A 19,261-nucleotide genomic window follows, 5' to 3' on the forward strand; every position below is an offset into this window, starting at 1 on the left:
CAGAATACGTGTTACCGAGTTGTAGTCTCTTACAGATTACCTTGGGGAATAGCACGTGGCAGATCCAGTCATTTCTGCAGTCCTGCCTATAGCAGGTAAGCTTGCATCTGCGTTCATAGAGGCAGGAAAGCCCGCTACCATAAAAATTGCCGAGAAACTGCTGGTCAAATTTGGTGTTGGCTTGTCCACTTTGCTCAGAGAACAGGCTGAGCGACATCGCTATGTCAAGACTATCATCTCGGGTAGCACACCGATCGAACTGACCGACTTGTACGTCAATCTGAGTCTTAAGCGCGACAAGAAGATCATCAGGGACGATGATTTATTTAAACTCTTAGACACTGAACGTGCTATTCTGGTGCATGCGGCGGCAGGATCTGGAAAATCGATGCTTCTCAGATACCTTCTACTTACAGCAAATCAACATCTAGAACAGAGATTTCCCATTTTAATCGAACTAAGAGATCTTAATTCGCACCCAGGAAAATCTTTCCTTGAGATAATACAAGAATGTATCGCCGAATACATCGACGGATTCTCTCGAAACCAAACTGATTTTGCACTTAAATCCGGACGCCTACTTCTGATACTCGATGGCTTCGACGAGATCGACTACGATCGCCGGCGAGAGCGAGAGAGGGAGGTCAATCGCCTTGTCGAAAGATACCCCAACTTGCAGGTCATCGTCTCCAGTAGACCGGATGAAGGAAATTCGAAGTGGCAATCTTTTTTTGCCTACGAGGTACAACACCTCTCAAAGGGACAAGTTCGATTGCTCATCGATAAAGTCCCCTATGACGAGGCACCAAAGAAATTGTTTAGAAGTAAATTAGACACCGACCTCTTTGAGACGCACGGAGAATTTCTTCGTAATCCGCTCCTTACAATCATGATGCTTGTTATGCTTGAAACATTCGCGGATGTTCCAGCGAAGATTCACCTTTTTTACGAGTACGCTTTTGAAGCGTTATTTCAGCGCCACGATGTTTCTAAGGGCGGCGGCTTTCAAAGAAAGAGGCGGGTCGAATTAGCATTGGACGACTATAAGCGCCTATTTGCCTACTTTTGCGCTACGACATACATGAGAAAGCTTTTTCGCTTCTCCGAAGGGGTTGCTCTGGAGTGTTTAGATCAGAGCCTAAAATCCGCGCAGATCAAAGCTGACAAATCAGGCATGATGCGAGACTTAGTTGAATGCACATGTATGTTGGTCCCAGATGGATTGGAATTCGAATTCAGTCATCGGTCATTTCAGGAGTACTTTTTTGCGTATTTCATAGCAAGAATCAGACCGAATGAGATTCCTAGGGTAATGCCACTTCTCTCCGAAAGATCCAGCTCGGACGGGATCGTCCCAATGGTCGCGGAGATGAACGCGGAAAAATTTGAAGAAGACTGGGCCCTTCCGCAACTCGATCTTCTTTGTAAACGTGTTGTCGGAATAGATTCGCTCCTTGAGCCACTTACATTCATAAATGCAATGTTCGGCAAGAACGGGATGCATATCCTCGCGATGCCCAATGTTTCATTTGAATGCGGCACAGGTGAAGTGTTCGAACTAGATCATGTACGAGTTATGTTGTATCATATATATGGTATATTTAATCGCATACATGCGCGTCTCCCGGACGAGAGTGAGATGGATGCGAAGGTTCGTGAAAAGATCTTGGATGGGAGAATTGGGAGAGATGATCCTCGCTTTGAACCCGTTCGAAAGGCTGTTGTTAAATCGAAGGCACAGATTCTTATCAAACTAGGGCCGTCTGACAACGATTGGGTGCGCGAAACTCAATGGGGGCGTTTTGTCGCTGAGGAGGCCAAGGAATTGGTTGCTGCTCGGGATATGATCCGGGAGCGCGTGCGGCAGCGGCAAACTGGCTTAGCGGCAATTCTAAATTTGTCCGAATGATTCGACATAAGCCATTGATAACCTCGGCATGACGGAGCCCTTGCCCCTGCAAGCTAAGACGCAGGGAATCCCCCATCCCCGGTGAGAGTGAGCCGCTCCGTGGAATGCGAGGCCGCGCACTGGCCGCGGCCTCGCTTCGCTGGTTTTCCCGTAGGCCCTCATCCGGCGCTCCGCGCCACCTTCTCCCATCCGGGAGAAGGTAGAGGGCGTCGCGGTTCATCCGACTCCCGTCATGCTCGGGCTTGTCCCGAGCATCCACGCCTTGCGACGCGCATGGCAGGCAGCAGCCGGCGAAATGCCGCTCGCCCGATCGTTCCAGCGCAAAAACGTGGATGGTCGCCACAAGGGCGACCATGACGGGAGAGGCGAACTTATCCCCGCGGCAAAAACCTCCCGTATAATCCCCTCGCCCATCACCCATACGGGGCGGCCGTCCGGAGGTATGCCAGAGGCTGGGTGAGGGTCGGCGCCTGCGGGCGGGGGTTACGCCCCGCTCCCGGGAGGCTTCGGGGCACCGCCGAAAGCCGCCGCCTGCGGCGGCGTCTTCCGACTTTGAGATCGCAGACTGCGCAAGCTTGTCTGCGTGGGACACTACGATCCCTGTGCGAGGAGCTCGCTAGATGGACGGCCCGCCAGGCGCCGCCCTGCTCCGCCGCCGGCGCGACCACCCGTTGAGGGGCACTGGCGCCGGCAGGAACGGGACGGACGGGCAGGCCAACCGCAGAAGCGCGGCCCGGAGACTGAAAGACGCCGAAGGCGGAGCGCCACGGGGCGTGCGGATGGGGACCATCCGCGCCGCCTCCTGGCTCAACGGAAGCGGATACGACAACGCGCCTCGCGGCGCTCCGCCAGCCCCGTATTTTAAGGCGCCCGCAGGCAGGCCTGCGGGCGGGGTTTGGCGCGTGGGCGAAGACAAGGGCGCGGGATTCCCTCTCCTGTAAGGAGAGGGGTAGGGGTGAGGTGTTCGGGAGGGAAATCGTTGGCGTAATGCAGCCGCGGTCAACGCTCGCGGAACTGGTCCAACGGCCTACACCTCACCCTGCCCTCTCCTTACAGGAGAGGGTTCCCCGCGGTTCGCTCGCCTTCTTTCATCGGGAGAAGGGAGACCCCAGCGCCCTTGCGTCGCACGGCATTGTGAGGGTCTTGTTTACGCCCTGTTAAACCGCTCCTGGACATCCCTGCGATGCAAACAGGAGATGACCTGATGATCAGACTGGCCCCTCTCGCGGCGCTCAGCCTTCTTGCGGCCTCGGCCTCCGCTTTCGCCGCGCCGGCCCAGCCACTCGGCCAGTTCAAGCAGTGGAATGCGGCGGCCTATGACGGCAGCAATGGCAAGCGTTGCTATATCGTATCGTCACCGGGCACCGAGAAACCTGATACCTTGCGTCATGGCGACGTCTTCTTCTTCGTACAGACCGCGCCGAGCGCCCAGAGCCGCACCGAGTCGAGCTTCCAGACCGGCTATGATTTCGCCAAGGATTCGACCGTCACCGTGACGATCGGCGACGAGACGTTCCGCATGCTGACCTCGGGCAACAATGCCTGGCTGCAGCGGCTGGAGCGTGAGAGCGAATTGCTCGCGGCGATGAAGGCCGGCGACGAGATGGTGCTGGCGGCGCGCTCGGCCCGCGGCAACGAGACCAGCTACACCTTCTCGCTCGAAGGCGTGACCGCGGCGTCAAGGCTGCTGGAGCGGTGTGGTTGACCAAGAGCGTCATTCCCGGGCGCAGCGAAGCGCAGACCCGGGAATCTCAGGACGAGAAGGCGCTGGCTGGCGCCTCATCCGGCCTGAGATGCTCGGGTCAAGCCCGAGCATGACGGCGTTGGTCACAACACCCCGTGGCGCTCGAACACCGAGCGCAAGCTCTCGCCGGCGAGCAGCTCCTCGCGGGTCGAATCCTCGGCTTCGATCTTGGCCAGCGCCAGCCGGATCGCCTCGGGCGCGATGGCGCGGGGGACGATGACGACGCCGTCGACGTCGCCGAAGATGAAGTCGCCCGGCGCGACGCGGGCGCCGCCGAGCTCGACCGGCTCGTCGGCGGCCATCATCTCGGCCCGGCCCTTGGTGTCGAGCGGGCCGATGCCGCCATGGAAGACCGGAAAGCCGAGCTCGCGGATGCGGCGGACATCGCGCACCAGCCCGTCGGTGAGGCAGCCGGCGGCACCCCTGACCTTCGAGGCGGTGGTGAGCAGTTCGCCCCAGGGCGCGATCCGGTCGGTCGGCCCGTCGCAGGCGAGCACCGCGACCTCGCCGGCTTTCAGGCTGTCGATCAGGTCCATCTCCAGCGCATAGGGATTGTGCCCTGCCGGGAGATGATAGCGTTTCATGTAGAGCCCGGTGCGGGCAAAGCCGCAGAGCACGCTGGCGTCGTCGAGCGGGCGCACAAAGGGCTTCACCGCCTGGTCGGGATAGCCGAGCTCATCGAGCACATCGGAGAGCACGGCCGAATAGAGCCGGCCCTTCAGCTCGGCGAGATCGAGTTCCTGGGCCGGATCCGGCATGCGCGCTTCCCCTCTCTTTCTTATAGGGAAGCTTCCCGGCGCGCCGGCAGCGGGTCAAGCCGCTATGGGCGCATGGCGGATCGCCGCGCGCAGCAGCAGATAGAGCAGCAGGCCGTTGAGCAGGTGCCAGCCCCAGTGCAGTCCGAAGGGCACTGCGCCGCACAGCACCGAATCGAGCGAGCGGAAGCTGAGCGACAGGGCGAAGACAAAGCCGGCGACGGCGATTCTTCCACCCGTGGCGGCATCACCGCGCAGCCTTGCCGCGAGCGCGACGCCGGCGAGGCCCACAAGGAAGCCGGCATAGCCGGCCGAGCCACGCATGCCGGCGGGCAGCAATGGCGAGAGGGCGGAGGCCAGGCCGAAGCAGGCGGCGAGGAAGAGTAGCGCCCCTGTTGCAGCCAGCAGCGGCGACAGGCCCAGGAACCGGTTGAGCGCCAGGCCGAAATAGCAGAGCGCGAAGAGCTGGATCGGCACGACATCGGCCAGCAGCGTCCAGCGCTGCGGCATGGTGTGGAACAGGAAGGAGCCGACACCGATGATCGCGACCAGCGCCGTCAGCGCTTCGGTCGGCCAGTCGCGGCGTCCTTGCCGCCGCAGCATCAGCCATGCCGCCAGCGCGGCCAGCAGGAAGGCGGCATTGCTGATCGCATTGAGCGGCTCGGCCCAGAAGGCGCCGTCCAGCCGTTCGCAATAGCCCGCGCCCTGCATGCCCTGCTCCGCCTTCGCCTGGAATCAGCGAATCATGCCGCTTGCGGCACTGCAGCCGCGTGACAGGCTCATCGATGAAACGGGTCAATTGTCCGCGAATCCGTGCATGGTGAACAGCCCGTTACGGCCGCGTATGGCTCGGCAACCAATGTTGCAGTGCAAACCGCATGGCAAACGCATCGATTCTGCGCCAAATCGAGGCAATCTCAGAACATCGTCGGAACGAGATCATAAATTGCCTAAAACTTAGGCCAAATTGTCACTGTTCTGACAAAATCGTTAAGCGCTCTGCGCGGGTCAGCGGGCCTTTCCAAACGATCTCTTAATTTGCCATGCATTGATTGCATAACAGAACTGACACCACGCCCCTGTGAGAGGCACTGTGATCGCCCTATATGCAGTGCACAACGAATTCATCGCTGTCGGGGCAAACCCCGCAAAACCAAAAGGTTATCGCCATGTTCCTGTCCATGATCGCTTCCAAGATCCGCTCTTATCTTCGCTATCGCGAGACCGTCCGCGAGCTGTCCCGCCTTACCGACCGTGAGCTCGACGACCTCGGCCTGTCGCGCTCGGACATCCAGTACGTCGCCCGCACCCACGCGACGGCCTGATTTCTGCTCAAGTAGTTTCTCCTAGACCCTGCGTTCCTCCCCTCAGGGTCTGGTCGAAGAGCGAATGCCCGCTTTCGAGCGGGCATTTTGCGTTTCTGGGCCTGATTCAAGCCCCATGCCCTTGACCTTGGGCGCCGCCGCGGACACATCGCGGCCATGACAATCGCACCCATCCACATCGTCGGCGGCGGCCTCGCCGGTTCGGAAGCCGCCTGGCAGATCGCCGAGGCCGGCGTTCCCGTCATCCTGCACGAGATGCGCCCCGTACGCGGCACCGACGCCCATAAGACCGAGAGCCTCGCCGAGCTGGTCTGCTCCAACTCCTTCCGCTCGGACGATTCGTCCTCCAACGCCGTCGGCCAGCTGCATTGGGAGATGCGCCGGCTCGGCTCGCTGATCATGGCGAAGGGCGATGCGCACCAGGTGCCCGCCGGCGGCGCGCTCGCGGTCGACCGAGACGGCTTCGCGGCCGCCGTCACCGCTGCGCTCGAAGCTCACCCCAATGTCACGATCGAGCGCGGCGAGATCGCCGGCCTGCCGCCGGCTGCGTGGGACAAGGTCATCGTTGCCACCGGCCCCCTGACCTCCCCGGCACTGGCCGAAGGCATCCGCTCGCTGACAGGGGCGGGCGAGCTCGCCTTCTTCGACGCGATCGCGCCCATCGTCCATTTCGATTCGGTCGACATGGATGTCGCCTGGTTCCAGTCGCGCTACGACAAGGCCGGCCCCGGCGGCACCGGTGCCGACTACATCAACTGCCCGCTCGACCGCGAACAATACGAGGCCTTCATCGACGCGCTGCTGGCGGCGGAGAAGACCGAATTCAAGGAATGGGAGGGCACGCCCTATTTCGATGGCTGCCTGCCGATCGAGGTGATGGCCGAGCGCGGCCGCGAGACGCTGCGCTGGGGGCCGATGAAGCCGGTCGGGCTGACCAACAAGCACAATCCGACGGTCAAGGCCTATGCTGTGGTCCAGCTCCGGCAGGACAATGCGCTGGGCACGCTGTTCAACATGACGGGCTTCCAGACCAAGCTGAAATATGGCGAGCAGGCCGCGATCTTCCGGATGATCCCGGGCCTGCAGAACGCCGAATTCGCCCGGCTCGGCGGCATCCACCGCAACACCTATCTCAACTCGCCAGAGCTGCTCGATCCGCAATTGCGGCTGAAGACCGACCCGCGCCTGCGCTTCGCCGGGCAGATCACCGGCTGCGAGGGCTATGTCGAGAGCGCCGCGATCGGGTTGCTGACCGGCCGCCTCGCCGCGGCGGAGCGGCTCGGCCGGCCGCTCGACCTGCCGCCAGCGACGACGGCGCTCGGTGCACTGGTCAACCACATCACCGGCGGCCACATCGTCACCATCGACGAAGGGCCGCGCTCGTTCCAGCCGATGAACATCAATTTCGGCCTGTTCCCGCATATCGAGGGTCAGGCGACGCACGGCCCCGACGGCAAGCGCCTGAAGGGCCCCGCGAAGAGCGTCGCCCGCAAGCAGGCGCTGACGGCGCGGGCGAAGGTCGAGCTCGATGGCTGGATTGGTGGGGCGAGCGCTCAGGCAGCGGAGTGAAGCGCGGGATCCCCTCTCCTGTAAGGAGAGGGGTAGGGGTGAGGTGTTCGGAGGGATGTGGTTGGCCTGAACCTGACTGCGCGGTCAGCGCTCGCGGAACTGGTACAGCCGCCTACACCTCACCCTGCCCTCTCCTTACAGGAGAGGGTTCCCCGCGCCCTACTCCTCGCGTTGATTCTACGCCCGCGCCGCGCGCCACAGCGTCCATTGCCGCTTGAGCGGCGAGAGGCCGATGATCGTCCGATAGGGATCGTAGCCGCGTCGTTCCATCTGCCTGAGATAGGGCTCGACCAGCGCAACCGGGAGGAAGGCCGGCCTGATCGACGCTGGCACCGTGGCGCTGAGATCGTTGAGCTTGCGCAGATGGATGCGCGCCAGCGCCCGCATCTCCTTCAGCGAATAGATCAGGCCCGGTCCGCCGCGTCCGCGCACGATGTCCTCGCGGGTGACGCCGTTGCGGGCGAGCAGATCGGCCGGCAGATAGACCTGGCCGCGGGCGGCATGCCAGGGGAAGGCCCGCATCAAACCCGAGAGCGCATAAGCGACGCCGGCGTGGCCGGCGGCGGTCGCGCCGCCGGGGTCGCGGCCTTGTGCCAGCACGAGGCAGGCGAGGCGGATCAGCGCGCTCGAGGTCTCGCCAACATAGCCTTCGAGGTCGGACAGCGACGGCATCGGGTCGTCGTAGAGATCGAAGACACGCGCCTCGATCAGCCCCGAAAGCGGCGCGATGGGCAGGCGAAAGCGCCTGACGGTGTCGAGCAGCGCCTGCGCGACCGGATGGCCGGGAGCGGGCGCATCCGGCCCGGCCTCGAGCACGTCGCGCCACCATTGCAGCCGAACCTCGCCCGGCAGCGGCTCGCTGACCTGCTCGCGCACGCGAGCGACCTCGTGACTGAAGGCATAGAGCGCGAACAGGCCTGGCCGCAGCGCCTCAGGCGCATAGAGCGAGGCGATGTAGCGGTCGGGATCATGCTCGCGCACCAGCGCCAGGCAATGGCCATAGGCCTGGGAGAGCGGGCCCGGCGCAGTGCCGGTGCGGTGCTCGGTTTTCGTGGTCATGCGCCCTCCCCGCTCCCGTCGTCACACGGGTCGAAGCGCCGGCAGTCTAGGCCGGGTCGGCAGTCTTGGCTACGCGGGAGCAGCATGGGTGATCGGATTTGATCGCTATCGCCGATTGCCGCGCCGTGTGACAACCGCCGTCATGCTCGCCCTTGTGGCGAGCATCCACGTCTTGAACACCGCTTTCACCAAAGGAAGACGTGGATGGTCGGGACAAGCCCGACCATGACGGGAAGTGTTACTCCACCGCGATCAGCGCCGCGGCAACGCGTCGCTCCTCACCGACGAGGACGTTGTAGGTGCGGGCCGCAGCCGGCGTCGCCATTGCCTCGACAGTGATGCCGACGGCCTTGAATGGTTCACGCAGGGCAGCCGGCAGGAAGGCGATCTCGCGGCCGATGCCGAGGATCAGGAAGTCGATCGTCTCGGCCTCGTCGAGGACCGGCTGCAGGCTCTCCAGGGTCACCTCGGCGAAACAGGTCACGGGCCAGATCCGGACGCCGCCAGGCGTCGCCAGGATCGAGCCGCGATGGCTCATCTCGGCGAACCGAAAGCCGCCGGCACCGAAGGCGTCGATCTGGTAGCGGCCGGGGACGAAGCCGTCGAAGCGTCGTTCCACCAACCCCTCAGACCCGCGCCTTGGCCTCGGCCAGTTCCTCGCTCTGGTCGAGGCGGCCGGCGCGGACGTCGAGATAGAGCAGCACCGGCGTCGAGACGAACATCGCCGAATAGGTGCAGACCACCACGCCGAACAGCATGACGAGTGCGAAGCCCTCGATCGCCGTGCCGCCGAAGAAGACCAGCGCGACCAGCGCCAGCACGGTGGTGGTCGAGGTGATCGCGGTGCGCGACAGGGTCGTGTTGACCGAGAGATCGAGCAGTTCCGGGATCGGCATGGTCTTGTAACGGCGCAGCAATTCGCGCGTGCGGTCGAACACCACCACCGTCTCGTTCAGCGAGTAGCCGACAATGGTCAGGATCGCCGCGATCGAGGTCAGGTTGAATTCGAGCTGCGTGATCAGGAAGAAGCCGAGCGTCAGCACGATGTCGTGCATGGTGCCGACGATCGCGCCGATGGCGAGCTGCATCTCGAAGCGGAACCAGAGATAGACCAGCACGCCGATGATCGCGAGCACGACGCCGAGCGTACCGGCCTGGACGAGCTCGCCCGAAACGCGCGGGCCGACCGTCTCGACCCGGCGGAACTCATAAGCCTCGGAGAAGGTCGCGCGTGCCTTGGTCACCACGCCCTGCTGGGCGATCTCGCCGCCGGGCTGGAGCGCAAAGCGCATGGAGAGCTCGCCGGCACTGCCGAATTCCTGCACCTCGACCTCACCGAAGCCGAAGCTGTTGGCGGTCTGGCGCACCTGAGCGATGTCGGGCTTGCCGCTCTTGGCCTGCATCTCCAGCAGCGTGCCGCCGCGGAAATCGATGCCGAAATTGAGGCCGACGGTCAGGAACAGCGCCAGCACCAGCACCGAGTAGGCCGCCGAGAACGGATAGGCGAGCCGCCGCCAGTGGACGATGCGGAATTTGGTGTTGTCGGGAACGATGCGAAGCAGGCGCATGGTCTGTTATCTCCTGGCCTGCGGCGTCAGAACGGAAGGGCCTTCGGCCGCGCCCAGCGATACCAAAGCGCGATCAGCATGCGCGTCAGCGTCACCGCGGTGATGACCGTGGTCAGGATGCCCAGGATGAAGACGACGGCGAAGCCGCGCACCGGGCCCGAGCCGAGCGTGAACAGGGCGACCGCCGCGATCAACATGGTGACGTTCGAGTCGATGATCGTGGCGAAGGCGCGCTGGAAGCCCGCCTCCAGCGCCGAGACCAGCGACCGTCCCATCCGGGATTCCTCGCGCATGCGCTCATAGATCAGCACGTTCGAGTCGACCGCTGTGCCGATGGTGAGCACGATGCCGGCGATTCCTGGCAGGGTCATGGTCGCGCCCAGGAGCGACATCAGTCCGAGGATCAGGCAGACGTGCACGAGCAGCGCGATGCTGGCGATGATGCCGAACAGCCCATAATTGCCGATCATGTAGAGGATGACCAGCACGGTCGCGATGATGGTCGCCATCTTGCCGGCCTGGATCGAATCCTGGCCGAGGCCGGGGCCGACGGTGCGCTCCTCGACGATCGTCATCTTCGCCGGCAGCGCGCCGGCGCGCAGCAGGATGGCGAGATCGTTGACCGACTGGACGGTGAAGTTGCCGGAGATCTGGCCGGAGCCGCCGGTGATCGGCGACTGGATCACCGGGGCCGAGATCACCTTGTTGTCGAGCACGATGGCGAGCTGGCGGCCGAGATTTTCGGTCGTCGCCTGGCCGAAGCGCTGGGCACCGCGGATGTTGAAGCGGAAATTGACGATCGGTTGGCTGGTGCGCTGGTCGAAAGCCGGCTGGGCGTCGATCAGATCCTCGCCCTCGACGATGACCTGACGACTGATCGGGATCGGCTGGCCGCCCTGATCCTGCGACGGCAGCATGTCGACATCGCTGGCGTTCTGATCGGCAACCATGCGGAACTGGAGCTTGGCGGTCTCGCCGAGAATCCGCTTCAGTTGTTGCGGATCCTGCAGACCGGGCACCTGCACCAAGACACGATCGAGCCCTTGGCGCTGAATGTTTGGCTCGGTGGTACCGATCTGGTCGACGCGGCGACGGATGACTTCGATCGCCTGCTCGACGGCGCGGCGAATGCGCTCATTCACGCCGGCCTCGGTGACGTTGAGCTGAATCAGCCCATCGGGATTCTCGTTGACCTCGATCGACTGGTTGCCCGAGGGCCCGAAGGCGCCGAAGGTGCCGATCGGCTGGGCGAGCTCGCGCAGCTTCGGCATCAGCTTGGCGCGGTCGGCCGCCTCAGGCACGCGCAACTGCACGCCGCGCGGCGTCATGCCGATGCCGCCCTGCAGGCCGACGCGCTCCTCGCGCAGGATGCGGCGAACATCGTCACGCAATTGCGTGACCTGGCTGCGGATCAGGTCTGCCCGGTCGATCTCGAGCAGGACGTGCGAGCCACCCTGCAGATCGAGGCCGAGCGTCATCGCATGGATCGGCAAAAGGAAGCGCGGAATCCAGGCCGGCGCGCCTTGCTCGATCGCCTTGCGGGTCTCGGGCGAGAACAGGTTCGGCACGGCGAGACCGCAGCCGAAGACCAGCACGAGCAGAACGAGAATGACCTTGCGGGCCTGGAGACGAAGCATCTTTATGGACAGCCTTGTTGGCGGGCGCGGGCGCTTTTTAAGCCCCGCGCCTCACGGCCTTCAGCTCTTGACCGGCTCGCCCTTGGCGCGCACGTCCTGGACCATGCCCTTGACGATGCGCACGCGCACGCCATCGGCGATCTCGGCCTCGATCTCGGCGTCGTCAATCACCTTCGAGACCTTGGCGATGAGGCCGCCCGAGGTGACGATCGTGTCGCCGCGGCGCACGTTCTTGATCAGCTCCTGATGCGCCTTCACCCGCTTCTGCTGCGGCCTGATGATCAGGAACCACATGATGATGAAGATCAGGACGAACGGGACCAGCGACATCAGCACGTCGTTGGTGCCGCCGCCTCCAAGGCCCTGGGCGAAAGCGGGGGTGATCACGGGAAGGCTCCTTCACGTCGCCGCCGATTGACGGCCGGCCGGCGCGGGGGTTGGTAAAATCGCGCGGACTATAGCCAGCGATGTCGTGAAATCAATCGAAAGCGGCCGGTTCCCCGAACGCATCCCCCAGCTAAGCTGTCCCCGCCCTGCGCGCAATGGTCTTGCCTTCGGATATGGAGCAGCGCTATGAGCGTACCGTACCGTTCGGTACGCCACTATCATGCGGACATGCCTGCGATGACCGACACCGCCACCGACCCGACGCTCGCCACCCTGCTGCGCATCGCCGACGCGCTCGAGCGCCTTGCTCCGCCGGCCCGTCGAGCAGCCGATCTCACCGCGGCCGACGCCTTCGTCTGGCATGCCGCCGGCCATGAACTGGCGCCGGTCGCCAAGGTGAACCGTGTCGCGCTCTCGCTGCTGCGCGGCGTCGACCGGGTGCGCGACACGCTGGCCGAGAACACCGAGCGCTTCGCCCGCGGCCTGCCAGCCAACAACGTCCTGCTCTGGGGCGCGCGCGGCATGGGCAAATCGTCGCTGGTCAAGGCGGTCCATGCCGACACCAACCAGCGCCTGCCGGCCGGCGCCCTGCCCCTCAAGCTGATCGAGATCCATCGCGAGGACATCGAGAGCCTGCCCGTGCTGATGGGGCTGCTCAAGGCTGACCCGCACCCTGCCATCGTCTTCTGCGACGATCTGTCCTTCGACGGCCAGGACACCTCGTACAAGTCGCTGAAGGCAGCGCTCGACGGCGGCGTCGAGGGCCGGCCGGACAATGTCGTGTTCTACGCCACCTCGAATCGCCGGCACCTGCTGCCGCGCGACATGATGGACAACGAGCGCTCGACCGCGATCAACCCGGGCGAGGCAATCGAGGAAAAGGTTTCACTCTCCGACCGCTTCGGCCTCTGGCTCGGCTTCCACAAATGCAGCCAGGACGAGTATCTTTCGATGATCGACGGCTATGTCGGCCATTTCGGGCTCGAGATCGAACCGGAGCAATTGCGACGCGAGGCACTGGAATGGGCGACGACGCGCGGCTCGCGCTCGGGCCGCACGGCCTGGCAATACATCCAGGATCTGGCGGGACGGCTGGAGAAGCGGCTGGAGGGGTGAAGGAAACCCCTGTGACTTTGATTGGAGAGTTCCGAGCGAGGCAAAAGTGAAGAACCTCTCAAGCAGCCGGAACCCGAGAGGAGTTGCAGAATCGACGCCATTCCCGCTTAAGTTAAGGGCACTCCTGCTGTCGGCCGTACGAACTCAGCGAGGCTTAGTGCCAAAAGGCAGTACCATATGGCGACGCGCATAATCGATCTCGACGATCAAATGGATGAAATTGAATTCTTCCGTATGCTCGAAACCAAAGAGCTACAATTTGATGACAACCGAGACGCCGAAGCTAGAGAAACGTCTCGGAATCAACCAGAATATTGGAAAGAGTTCACTCGGACGCTAAGCGAAATTCTTGCTAGTCGGGAAGATCGCGATGCATTTGCACATATAAAGCGAGCCATCGAACTTTCTACCGAAGGCTCCTCACCTACGTTGAATAAGAATGGCGCTACGCCCATTCTGACTTCAGACATACCAATATTGCGAGAACAGATTACCCAACGAACCAGGGTGTTTGTGGCAGAAAACCCTTGGTTTGCCATAGCAGCAACACTGTTGGCTCTGGCGCATCGACTCGCGGCTCACGTCCAAGCGCGATCAGCAATGAGAGCAGAGGCAACTGCGGCGCTGTTGAACGATCCGCGCATGACATCTGCCTTCCTTCAAGTCGGCAACGTGAGGACAGTCGAATGGGAGGTAGTCTCTCGCATTAACAGGATGACCGAGACAGCAAATCAACTAAAAGAGCAAAGAGAAACAATTGCTGCTGAAGCCAAAAATCTAGGAGACCTCCAAGCTAGATTGTCTGATGAAGTGCGAGAGGCAAAAACACTGAACGATGATTTATACAAATTAAAAATTGAAAATATTAATGAGGAATGGAAGCAACTTTCTAGCGAAATTGCCGCTGAACATGATGCCCTGAAAAAGCAAACCGCCGAGGCTTTCGTTTTGGAAGGCGCAGAAACGCTCTGGGAAAAGAAAGCTTCAGGGCACGCCAAACGATTTTGGTGGGGTTTAGCAGCGATGACTTTAGTTGTTGGCAGTGGGATCCTACTCTTCTATATTCATGGCAAAAACTTCATCTTTGGACTATCTCCAAAAAACGACGGAGATTTACCGTACGCTGTTTTAGCAATGATCGGCATCTGCGTAGTTTCGATTGCTTGGGTGTTAAGATTTCTAGCCCGATTCATTCACGAGAACATGATTCTGCAGACGGATTCGACCCATCGACGCGCCATGCTCCAGACCTATCTTGCACTCGTCGGCGATAAGGGGGCAAAAATGGAATCAACTGATCGCGTTCTAGTCCTAAACGCGATCTTTCGACCCTTGCCCGGACATCAAGCCGAGGATGTAGCCCCGCCCACAGTCTTGGACCTTGCTAAGAGCACTATTGCTAGCAAAAGCCCATAAAGCTGAAGCTCACTAACCTTTTTTCACAAACAGGAAAAACGGGGCGGCCTTTCCTGGGACCGCCCCGCCTGGTTTCGACCGGTGGGGTCTCGCGATTGCCGGCCGAAGTGTGAAAGCCATTCCAGCGAAAGTGCGAAGCGGTTTCGCGTCCGGAATTGCACCAAGAAAGCTTGGAAAGGCCCCGGCGTATCGGCGTTCGCCGGGCCTTTCCAGGATCAGTTGCTGCTGAGATAGGGCATCGGGTCGACCGGGGTCGAACCCTTGCGCAGCTCGAAGTGCAGCTGCGGCGAGTTGACGTTGCCGGACTGGCCCGATTTCGCCACGACCTGGCCGCGCTTGACCTGCTCGCCGCGCTTGACGCTGAGTTCGCCATTATGGGCGTAGGCCGAGACGTAGCCGTTCGGGTGGCGGATCAGCACGAGATTGCCGTAGCCCTTGAGCTCGCTGCCGGCATAGGCGACGACGCCGCCCTCGGCCGCCTTGATCGGCGTGCCTTCCGGCACCGCGATGTTGATGCCCTCATTGCCGCCCTTGCCGGCATAGCCAGCGATGACGCGGCCGCGGGCCGGCCACCGGAACTCGGCGCCGGACGAAGCCGGCTCCTCGGCCTTGGGCAGGCTTGCCGTGGTCTGCGGCTCGGGCGCCTTCGGTTCCGGAGCGACAGCTTTCGGCTGTGCGATGATCTTGTCGGCCGGAGCGCTGGCGACGACCGGCGCGGCAGCTTTCGGCTTGGCCGCGGCGGGGGCCGGAGCCGGAGCAGGTAGCGCCGCGGTCTTGGTCTCCGTGCCGGCCTTGGCGGCCGCCTTGGCCTTGGCCTCGGCAGCGAAGCGGGCCCGGGCCTCGCCCATGCGCTTGGCGTCGGCGGCGGCCTTCTCCTTGGCCTCGGCGGCCTGCGTACGGGGATCGACAGCCGCGACCTTCGGAGCGGTCCCGGGCTTGGCGGGCACCGAAGCGACCGGACGCGAGACCGGCGGTGGCGCGAGGCGCGGCTGCTCGAAGCGGTTATCGGCCGGCGCCGGCTGGCGCGCGGCGGTCTGGGCACCAGCGCCATTGTAGACGGGAACGACGATGCGGGAGCCGGGGGCGGCCTCACCCGACAAACCATTGGCCTGCATCAGCGCTGCGCGCGGCACACCGTAGCGACCGGAGATCACCTCGAGCGTCTCGCCCTGGGCGACCACGATCGGCGTGCCGCCCTGAGCGCTCCAGCCCGAGGCCGAGCCGCCGCCGACGGACGGGGCTGGTGCCGCAGGCGGCGTGGAGCGCATGGCAACGGAAGAGGTCGGCGGCGGCAGCGGCTGGCTGCGCACGCCCGGATTGCCGGTGGCGGAGGCCGTCTCGTAGGACTGGCTCGGACCGCTGCGGCCGATCGAGCCCGTCGTCGCCGGATCGCGCTGCGAAGCGGGAGTCTGAGCGGTTTTGAAGGGACTGCCGAAGGGCGCCTCGGTGAAGCGCATCGCCTCCGAGGAGCATGCGCCCAGACCGGCTGCAAGGGCGCAGACCGACACGACGCGAACCACGGACTTCGGCACGGCCAGTTCGACTTGCTTACGCATGGACTCTGTACTCGCGAACGACGCAACTCTACGGTCCGCATTAAAGAGCCGGTTAGGTTAAGAAGGCGTTGCGCTGCTGACAGGTCAGGTGAATTTCCTGAGTGACCGGAAACGTCATTCTCGGACGGAGCGCAGCGGAGATCCGAGAATCTCAGGACGAGTGCATGGTGACCCGAGCTCATTCGGCCTGAGATGCTCGGGTCAAGCCCAAGCATGACGGCAGCGGCAGCCGCCTAAAGCGCCTGCGACAATCCCGGCGCCAGTGGCGGGATGCGCATGATCGGCCCAAGCGCATGGTCGAAACCATCCTCGCTGCGCGTCACGACGACGAGCCGCCCTGCCCCCTCGACCCGCAGCGCGCCGACCAGCCGGCCGCCTGTCTCCAGCCGGGCGAGCAGCGCCTCCGGCACCGCCTGCATCACGCCGTTGACCAGGATGCGCTCGAAGCGGCCGAGCGTGCGGTCGGGCTGCAGGCCGTCGGCATGACGCAATTCGACCAGATTGGCGAAGCCGCCTCCGGTGAGCCGCTCATGCGCGGCGAGCGCAAGCGTGCGGTAGCGCTCCAATGAGACGACCTTGCCACCCATCGCGGCGAGCAGCGCTGCGACATAGCCGGAGCCGGAGCCAACTTCGAGCACGCGACAATCCGGCTTCATCTCGAGCGCACCGACGAGCGCTGCGACCGTATGCGGCGCCGTCATGGTCTGGCCGCAGGGCAAGGGCACCGAGACGTCCTGCCGGGCAAGGTCGGCGAAGCGCGACGGGGCGAAATGCTCGCGCGGCACGCGTTCCATCGCCCGCAGCAGCGCGATGTCACGCACGCCGCGCGCCCTGAGCGACAGCAGGAAGGCGACGGTGCGTTCGCTCTCGCTGCTGCTGACGCCCTCCTCGCTCATCCTGTCGCTCTCAGCCGTTCCGCTTGTTGATGATCGTCTACAATGTCAGGTCGTCGCGCGCCGTTCAGGCGAACAGCTGCGCGAAGCGCGTCATCGTCGGCTCATGCGTCAGGTCGAGCTCGAGCGGCGTCACCGAGATCTTCTTCTCGGCGAGCGCGCGCAGGTCGGTGCCATTGGCCGGCTCGTGCTTGCCGCGCTGGAAGGCGATCCAGTAATAGGGATTGCCGCGCCCGTCGCGCCGCGGCTCCAGCCGCATCAGTTCCTGGTCGCGCCGGCCCTGCGCGGTGACGGCGACGCCGGCGACCTCGCTCGGGGCCACGTTCGGGAAGTTGAGGTTGAACAGGATGCCATCGGGTATCCCCTCCTCCAGCAGGCGGCGGATGATGCCGGGCGCGTGCTGCAGGGCGCAGTCCCAGATGATGCTGGTGCGGTCGCCCGCCATATAGGCCTGGCTCACCGCGATCGAGGGGATGCCGAGCAGCGTGCCCTCCATGGCGGCGGCGATGGTGCCGGAATAGGTCACGTCCTCGGCGACATTCTGGCCGCGATTGACGCCGGAAAGCACGAGATCGGGCTTCATCTCGGCCATGACCGAGCGCACCGCCATGATCACGCAATCGGTCGGCGTGCCCTGAACGGCGAAGCGCTTCTCCTCGATCTGGCGCAGGCGCAGCGGGTTCGACAGCGACAGCGAATGCGCCACGCCCGACTGGTCGGTTTCGGGCGCCACCACCCAGACATCGTCGGAGAGCTGGGCGGCGATCTGCTCGAGGACGGCGAGGCCCTCGGCATGGATGCCGTCGTCATTGGTCACCAGGATGCGCATGGGCTCAGGCCGCCTTCTCGATGCGGGTCACCCCGCGCATATAGGGAACCAGCACATCCGGCACGGTGATCGAGCCGTCGGCGTTCTGGTAGTTCTCCATCACCGCGATCAGCGCGCGGCCGACCGCCGTGCCCGAGCCGTTGAGGGTGTGGACGAAGAACGGGCCCTTGCCGTCCTTGGTCTTGTAGCGGGCATTCATGCGCCGGGCCTGGAAATCGCCGCAGACCGAGCAGGACGAGATCTCGCGATAGGTCTTCTGGCCCGGCAGCCAGACCTCGATGTCGTAGGTCTTCTGCGAGGCGAAGCCCATGTCGCCGGTGCACAGCGTCATGACGCGATAGTGCAGATCGAGCTTCTTCAGCACGTTCTCGGCGCAGGCGAGCATGCGCTCATGCTCCTCCCGCGATTTTTCCGGCGCGGTGATCGAGACGAGCTCGACCTTCTCGAACTGGTGCTGGCGCAGCATGCCGCGCGTATCGCGCCCCGCCGAGCCGGCCTCGGCCCGGAAGCAGGGGGTGAGCGCGGTGAAGCGGCGCGGCAGCTCCTCCTCGGAGAGGATGGATTCGCGCACGAGATTGGTCAGCGGCACTTCGGCGGTGGGGATGAGCCAGTGGCTAGAATACTCATTCCGCAGTTGTTCAAACCGCTGCCAACCCAACTCCGAAAACATCCCGTGCTCAGAACCGAAGAAGGAGCCCACCTGACCTGGCGGTGGACCGAGAATTCCTTCGTTCACAACGTTGCCCTGCAGGCGCAACAACATATCACCGGAGAGCTGCTGGGTCGCGAGAAACTGATCGTCACGGAACTTCGGCAGCTGCGCCGTACCGAACATGGCGTCGTCGCGCACCATCAGCGGCGGGTTGACCTCGGTATAGCCGTGCTCCTCGACATGGGTGTCGAGCATGAACTGGCCGATGGCGCGGTTGAGACGCGCCAGCTGACGGTCGAGCACGACGAAGCGCGAGCCGGAGAGCTTCGCAGCCGTCTCGAAGTCCATCTGGCCGAGCGCCTCGCCGAGCTCGTAATGCTCCTTGATCTGGTTGAAGCCGAACAGCCGACCACCCGTCTTCTCCGGCGGCTGGCCATTCGTGTGACCTTCAAGCACAACATTGCCGTGCTCGTCGGCGCCGTCCGGCACCTCGTCGAAGGGCTTGTTCGGGATCGCTGCGAGTTGGCCGTTGAGGGTCTCGACGGCAGCCTTCTCTTCAGCCTCCAGCGCCGGCACCTGCTCCTTCAGCGTGGCAACCTCGGCCTTGAGCTGTTCGGCCAAGGCGAGGTCCTTCTGGCCCATCGCCTTGCCGATCTCCTTGGAGAGGGCGTTGCGGCGCTCCTGTGCCGCCTGCGACTTGCTGATGGCAGCGCGGCGCTGATCGTCGAGCGCCAGCAGCGACGACGACAATGGCGCGAGCCCCCGGCGTTGCAAGCCTTGGTCGAACGCGTCAGCGTTCTCGCGAATCCATCTGATGTCGTACATCGCTCAAGCCGATCCGTTGTG

At 63.3% G+C, this 19,261-nt stretch carries 17 protein-coding genes; 6 read left to right on the forward strand and 11 right to left on the reverse strand.

Features of this window, described 5'->3' with window-relative positions; translation table 11 throughout:
- Positions 1 to 55: 55 nt before the first annotated feature.
- The gene (locus tag B6S44_RS05665) at positions 56 to 1,909 is read left to right on the forward strand and encodes an NACHT domain-containing protein (protein WP_129155790.1); all 1,854 of its coding nucleotides are present in this window, start codon (positions 56 to 58) and stop codon (positions 1,907 to 1,909) included.
- A gap of 1,204 nt (positions 1,910 to 3,113) precedes the next feature.
- On the forward strand, positions 3,114 to 3,614 hold the full coding sequence (locus tag B6S44_RS05670) for an invasion associated locus B family protein (protein ID WP_129155791.1): 501 nt from the start codon (positions 3,114 to 3,116) through the stop codon (positions 3,612 to 3,614).
- Positions 3,615 to 3,736: 122 nt separating this feature from the next.
- Here B6S44_RS05670 and B6S44_RS05675 read toward each other — a convergent pair whose 3' ends face one another.
- Positions 3,737 to 4,411, reverse strand: a complete 675-nt coding sequence (locus B6S44_RS05675; protein ID WP_129155792.1) for an RraA family protein — start codon at positions 4,409 to 4,411, stop codon at positions 3,737 to 3,739.
- Between the two features lie 54 nt (positions 4,412 to 4,465).
- On the reverse strand, positions 4,466 to 5,119 hold the full coding sequence (locus B6S44_RS05680) for a ceramidase domain-containing protein (RefSeq protein ID WP_129155793.1): 654 nt from the start codon (positions 5,117 to 5,119) through the stop codon (positions 4,466 to 4,468).
- Between the two features lie 458 nt (positions 5,120 to 5,577).
- On the opposite strand from B6S44_RS05680, the gene B6S44_RS05685 reads away from it, so the two are divergent.
- Together B6S44_RS05685 and trmFO are read left to right on the forward strand one after the other, a co-directional pair.
- On the forward strand, positions 5,578 to 5,733 hold the full coding sequence (locus B6S44_RS05685; RefSeq protein WP_110492672.1) for a DUF1127 domain-containing protein: 156 nt from the start codon (positions 5,578 to 5,580) through the stop codon (positions 5,731 to 5,733).
- 156 nt (positions 5,734 to 5,889) lie between these two features.
- Positions 5,890 to 7,302 (forward strand): methylenetetrahydrofolate--tRNA-(uracil(54)-C(5))-methyltransferase (FADH(2)-oxidizing) TrmFO, encoded by a 1,413-nt coding sequence (gene trmFO / locus B6S44_RS05690; protein ID WP_129155794.1) that lies wholly within the window; start codon positions 5,890 to 5,892, stop codon positions 7,300 to 7,302.
- A 177-nt stretch (positions 7,303 to 7,479) separates the two neighbouring features.
- Here trmFO and B6S44_RS05695 read toward each other — a convergent pair whose 3' ends face one another.
- From B6S44_RS05695 to yajC, 5 genes are all read right to left on the reverse strand, one after another.
- Positions 7,480 to 8,361 carry a phytoene/squalene synthase family protein gene (locus B6S44_RS05695; RefSeq protein ID WP_129155795.1) on the reverse strand — a complete coding sequence of 294 codons (882 nt, stop codon included), beginning with the start codon at positions 8,359 to 8,361 and terminating at the stop codon, positions 7,480 to 7,482.
- A 238-nt stretch (positions 8,362 to 8,599) separates the two neighbouring features.
- Positions 8,600 to 8,983 (reverse strand): Mth938-like domain-containing protein, encoded by a 384-nt coding sequence (locus B6S44_RS05700; RefSeq protein ID WP_129155796.1) that lies wholly within the window; start codon positions 8,981 to 8,983, stop codon positions 8,600 to 8,602.
- 4 nt (positions 8,984 to 8,987) lie between these two features.
- Entirely contained in the window at positions 8,988 to 9,929 is a 942-nt protein-coding gene (gene secF / locus B6S44_RS05705) for a protein translocase subunit SecF (protein ID WP_129155797.1), read from the reverse strand.
- 26 nt (positions 9,930 to 9,955) lie between these two features.
- Positions 9,956 to 11,566, reverse strand: a complete 1,611-nt coding sequence (gene secD / locus B6S44_RS05710; RefSeq protein WP_129155798.1) for a protein translocase subunit SecD — start codon at positions 11,564 to 11,566, stop codon at positions 9,956 to 9,958.
- Between the two features lie 60 nt (positions 11,567 to 11,626).
- On the reverse strand, positions 11,627 to 11,896 hold the full coding sequence (gene yajC, locus B6S44_RS05715; protein WP_126116126.1) for a preprotein translocase subunit YajC: 270 nt from the start codon (positions 11,894 to 11,896) through the stop codon (positions 11,627 to 11,629).
- A 294-nt stretch (positions 11,897 to 12,190) separates the two neighbouring features.
- Here yajC and B6S44_RS05720 point away from each other — a divergent pair, with 294 nt between their 5' ends.
- Positions 12,191 to 13,069: an ATP-binding protein gene (locus B6S44_RS05720; RefSeq protein WP_129155799.1), complete on the forward strand. Its 879-nt coding sequence runs from the start codon at positions 12,191 to 12,193 to the stop codon at positions 13,067 to 13,069.
- Between the two features lie 177 nt (positions 13,070 to 13,246).
- Positions 13,247 to 14,485 carry a DUF6161 domain-containing protein gene (locus B6S44_RS05725; protein ID WP_129155800.1) on the forward strand — a complete coding sequence of 413 codons (1,239 nt, stop codon included), beginning with the start codon at positions 13,247 to 13,249 and terminating at the stop codon, positions 14,483 to 14,485.
- A 215-nt stretch (positions 14,486 to 14,700) separates the two neighbouring features.
- Here the strand turns inward: B6S44_RS05725 and B6S44_RS05730 are convergent, their stop codons facing one another.
- The 4 genes from B6S44_RS05730 to serS form a co-directional block, all read right to left on the reverse strand.
- Complete coding sequence (locus tag B6S44_RS05730) at positions 14,701 to 16,041, reverse strand: peptidoglycan DD-metalloendopeptidase family protein (RefSeq protein WP_248309461.1); 1,341 nt, start codon at positions 16,039 to 16,041, stop codon at positions 14,701 to 14,703.
- A 233-nt stretch (positions 16,042 to 16,274) separates the two neighbouring features.
- Positions 16,275 to 16,937: a protein-L-isoaspartate O-methyltransferase family protein gene (locus tag B6S44_RS05735; RefSeq protein ID WP_129155801.1), complete on the reverse strand. Its 663-nt coding sequence runs from the start codon at positions 16,935 to 16,937 to the stop codon at positions 16,275 to 16,277.
- A gap of 64 nt (positions 16,938 to 17,001) precedes the next feature.
- Entirely contained in the window at positions 17,002 to 17,763 is a 762-nt protein-coding gene (gene surE, locus B6S44_RS05740; RefSeq protein WP_129155802.1) for a 5'/3'-nucleotidase SurE, read from the reverse strand.
- Positions 17,764 to 17,767: 4 nt separating this feature from the next.
- On the reverse strand, positions 17,768 to 19,240 hold the full coding sequence (gene serS / locus B6S44_RS05745) for a serine--tRNA ligase (RefSeq protein WP_129155803.1): 1,473 nt from the start codon (positions 19,238 to 19,240) through the stop codon (positions 17,768 to 17,770).
- Positions 19,241 to 19,261 lie beyond the last annotated feature (21 nt).

The organism is Allobosea sp. Tri-44 (assembly GCF_004123845.1).
GTDB lineage: Bacteria > Pseudomonadota > Alphaproteobacteria > Rhizobiales > Beijerinckiaceae > Allobosea.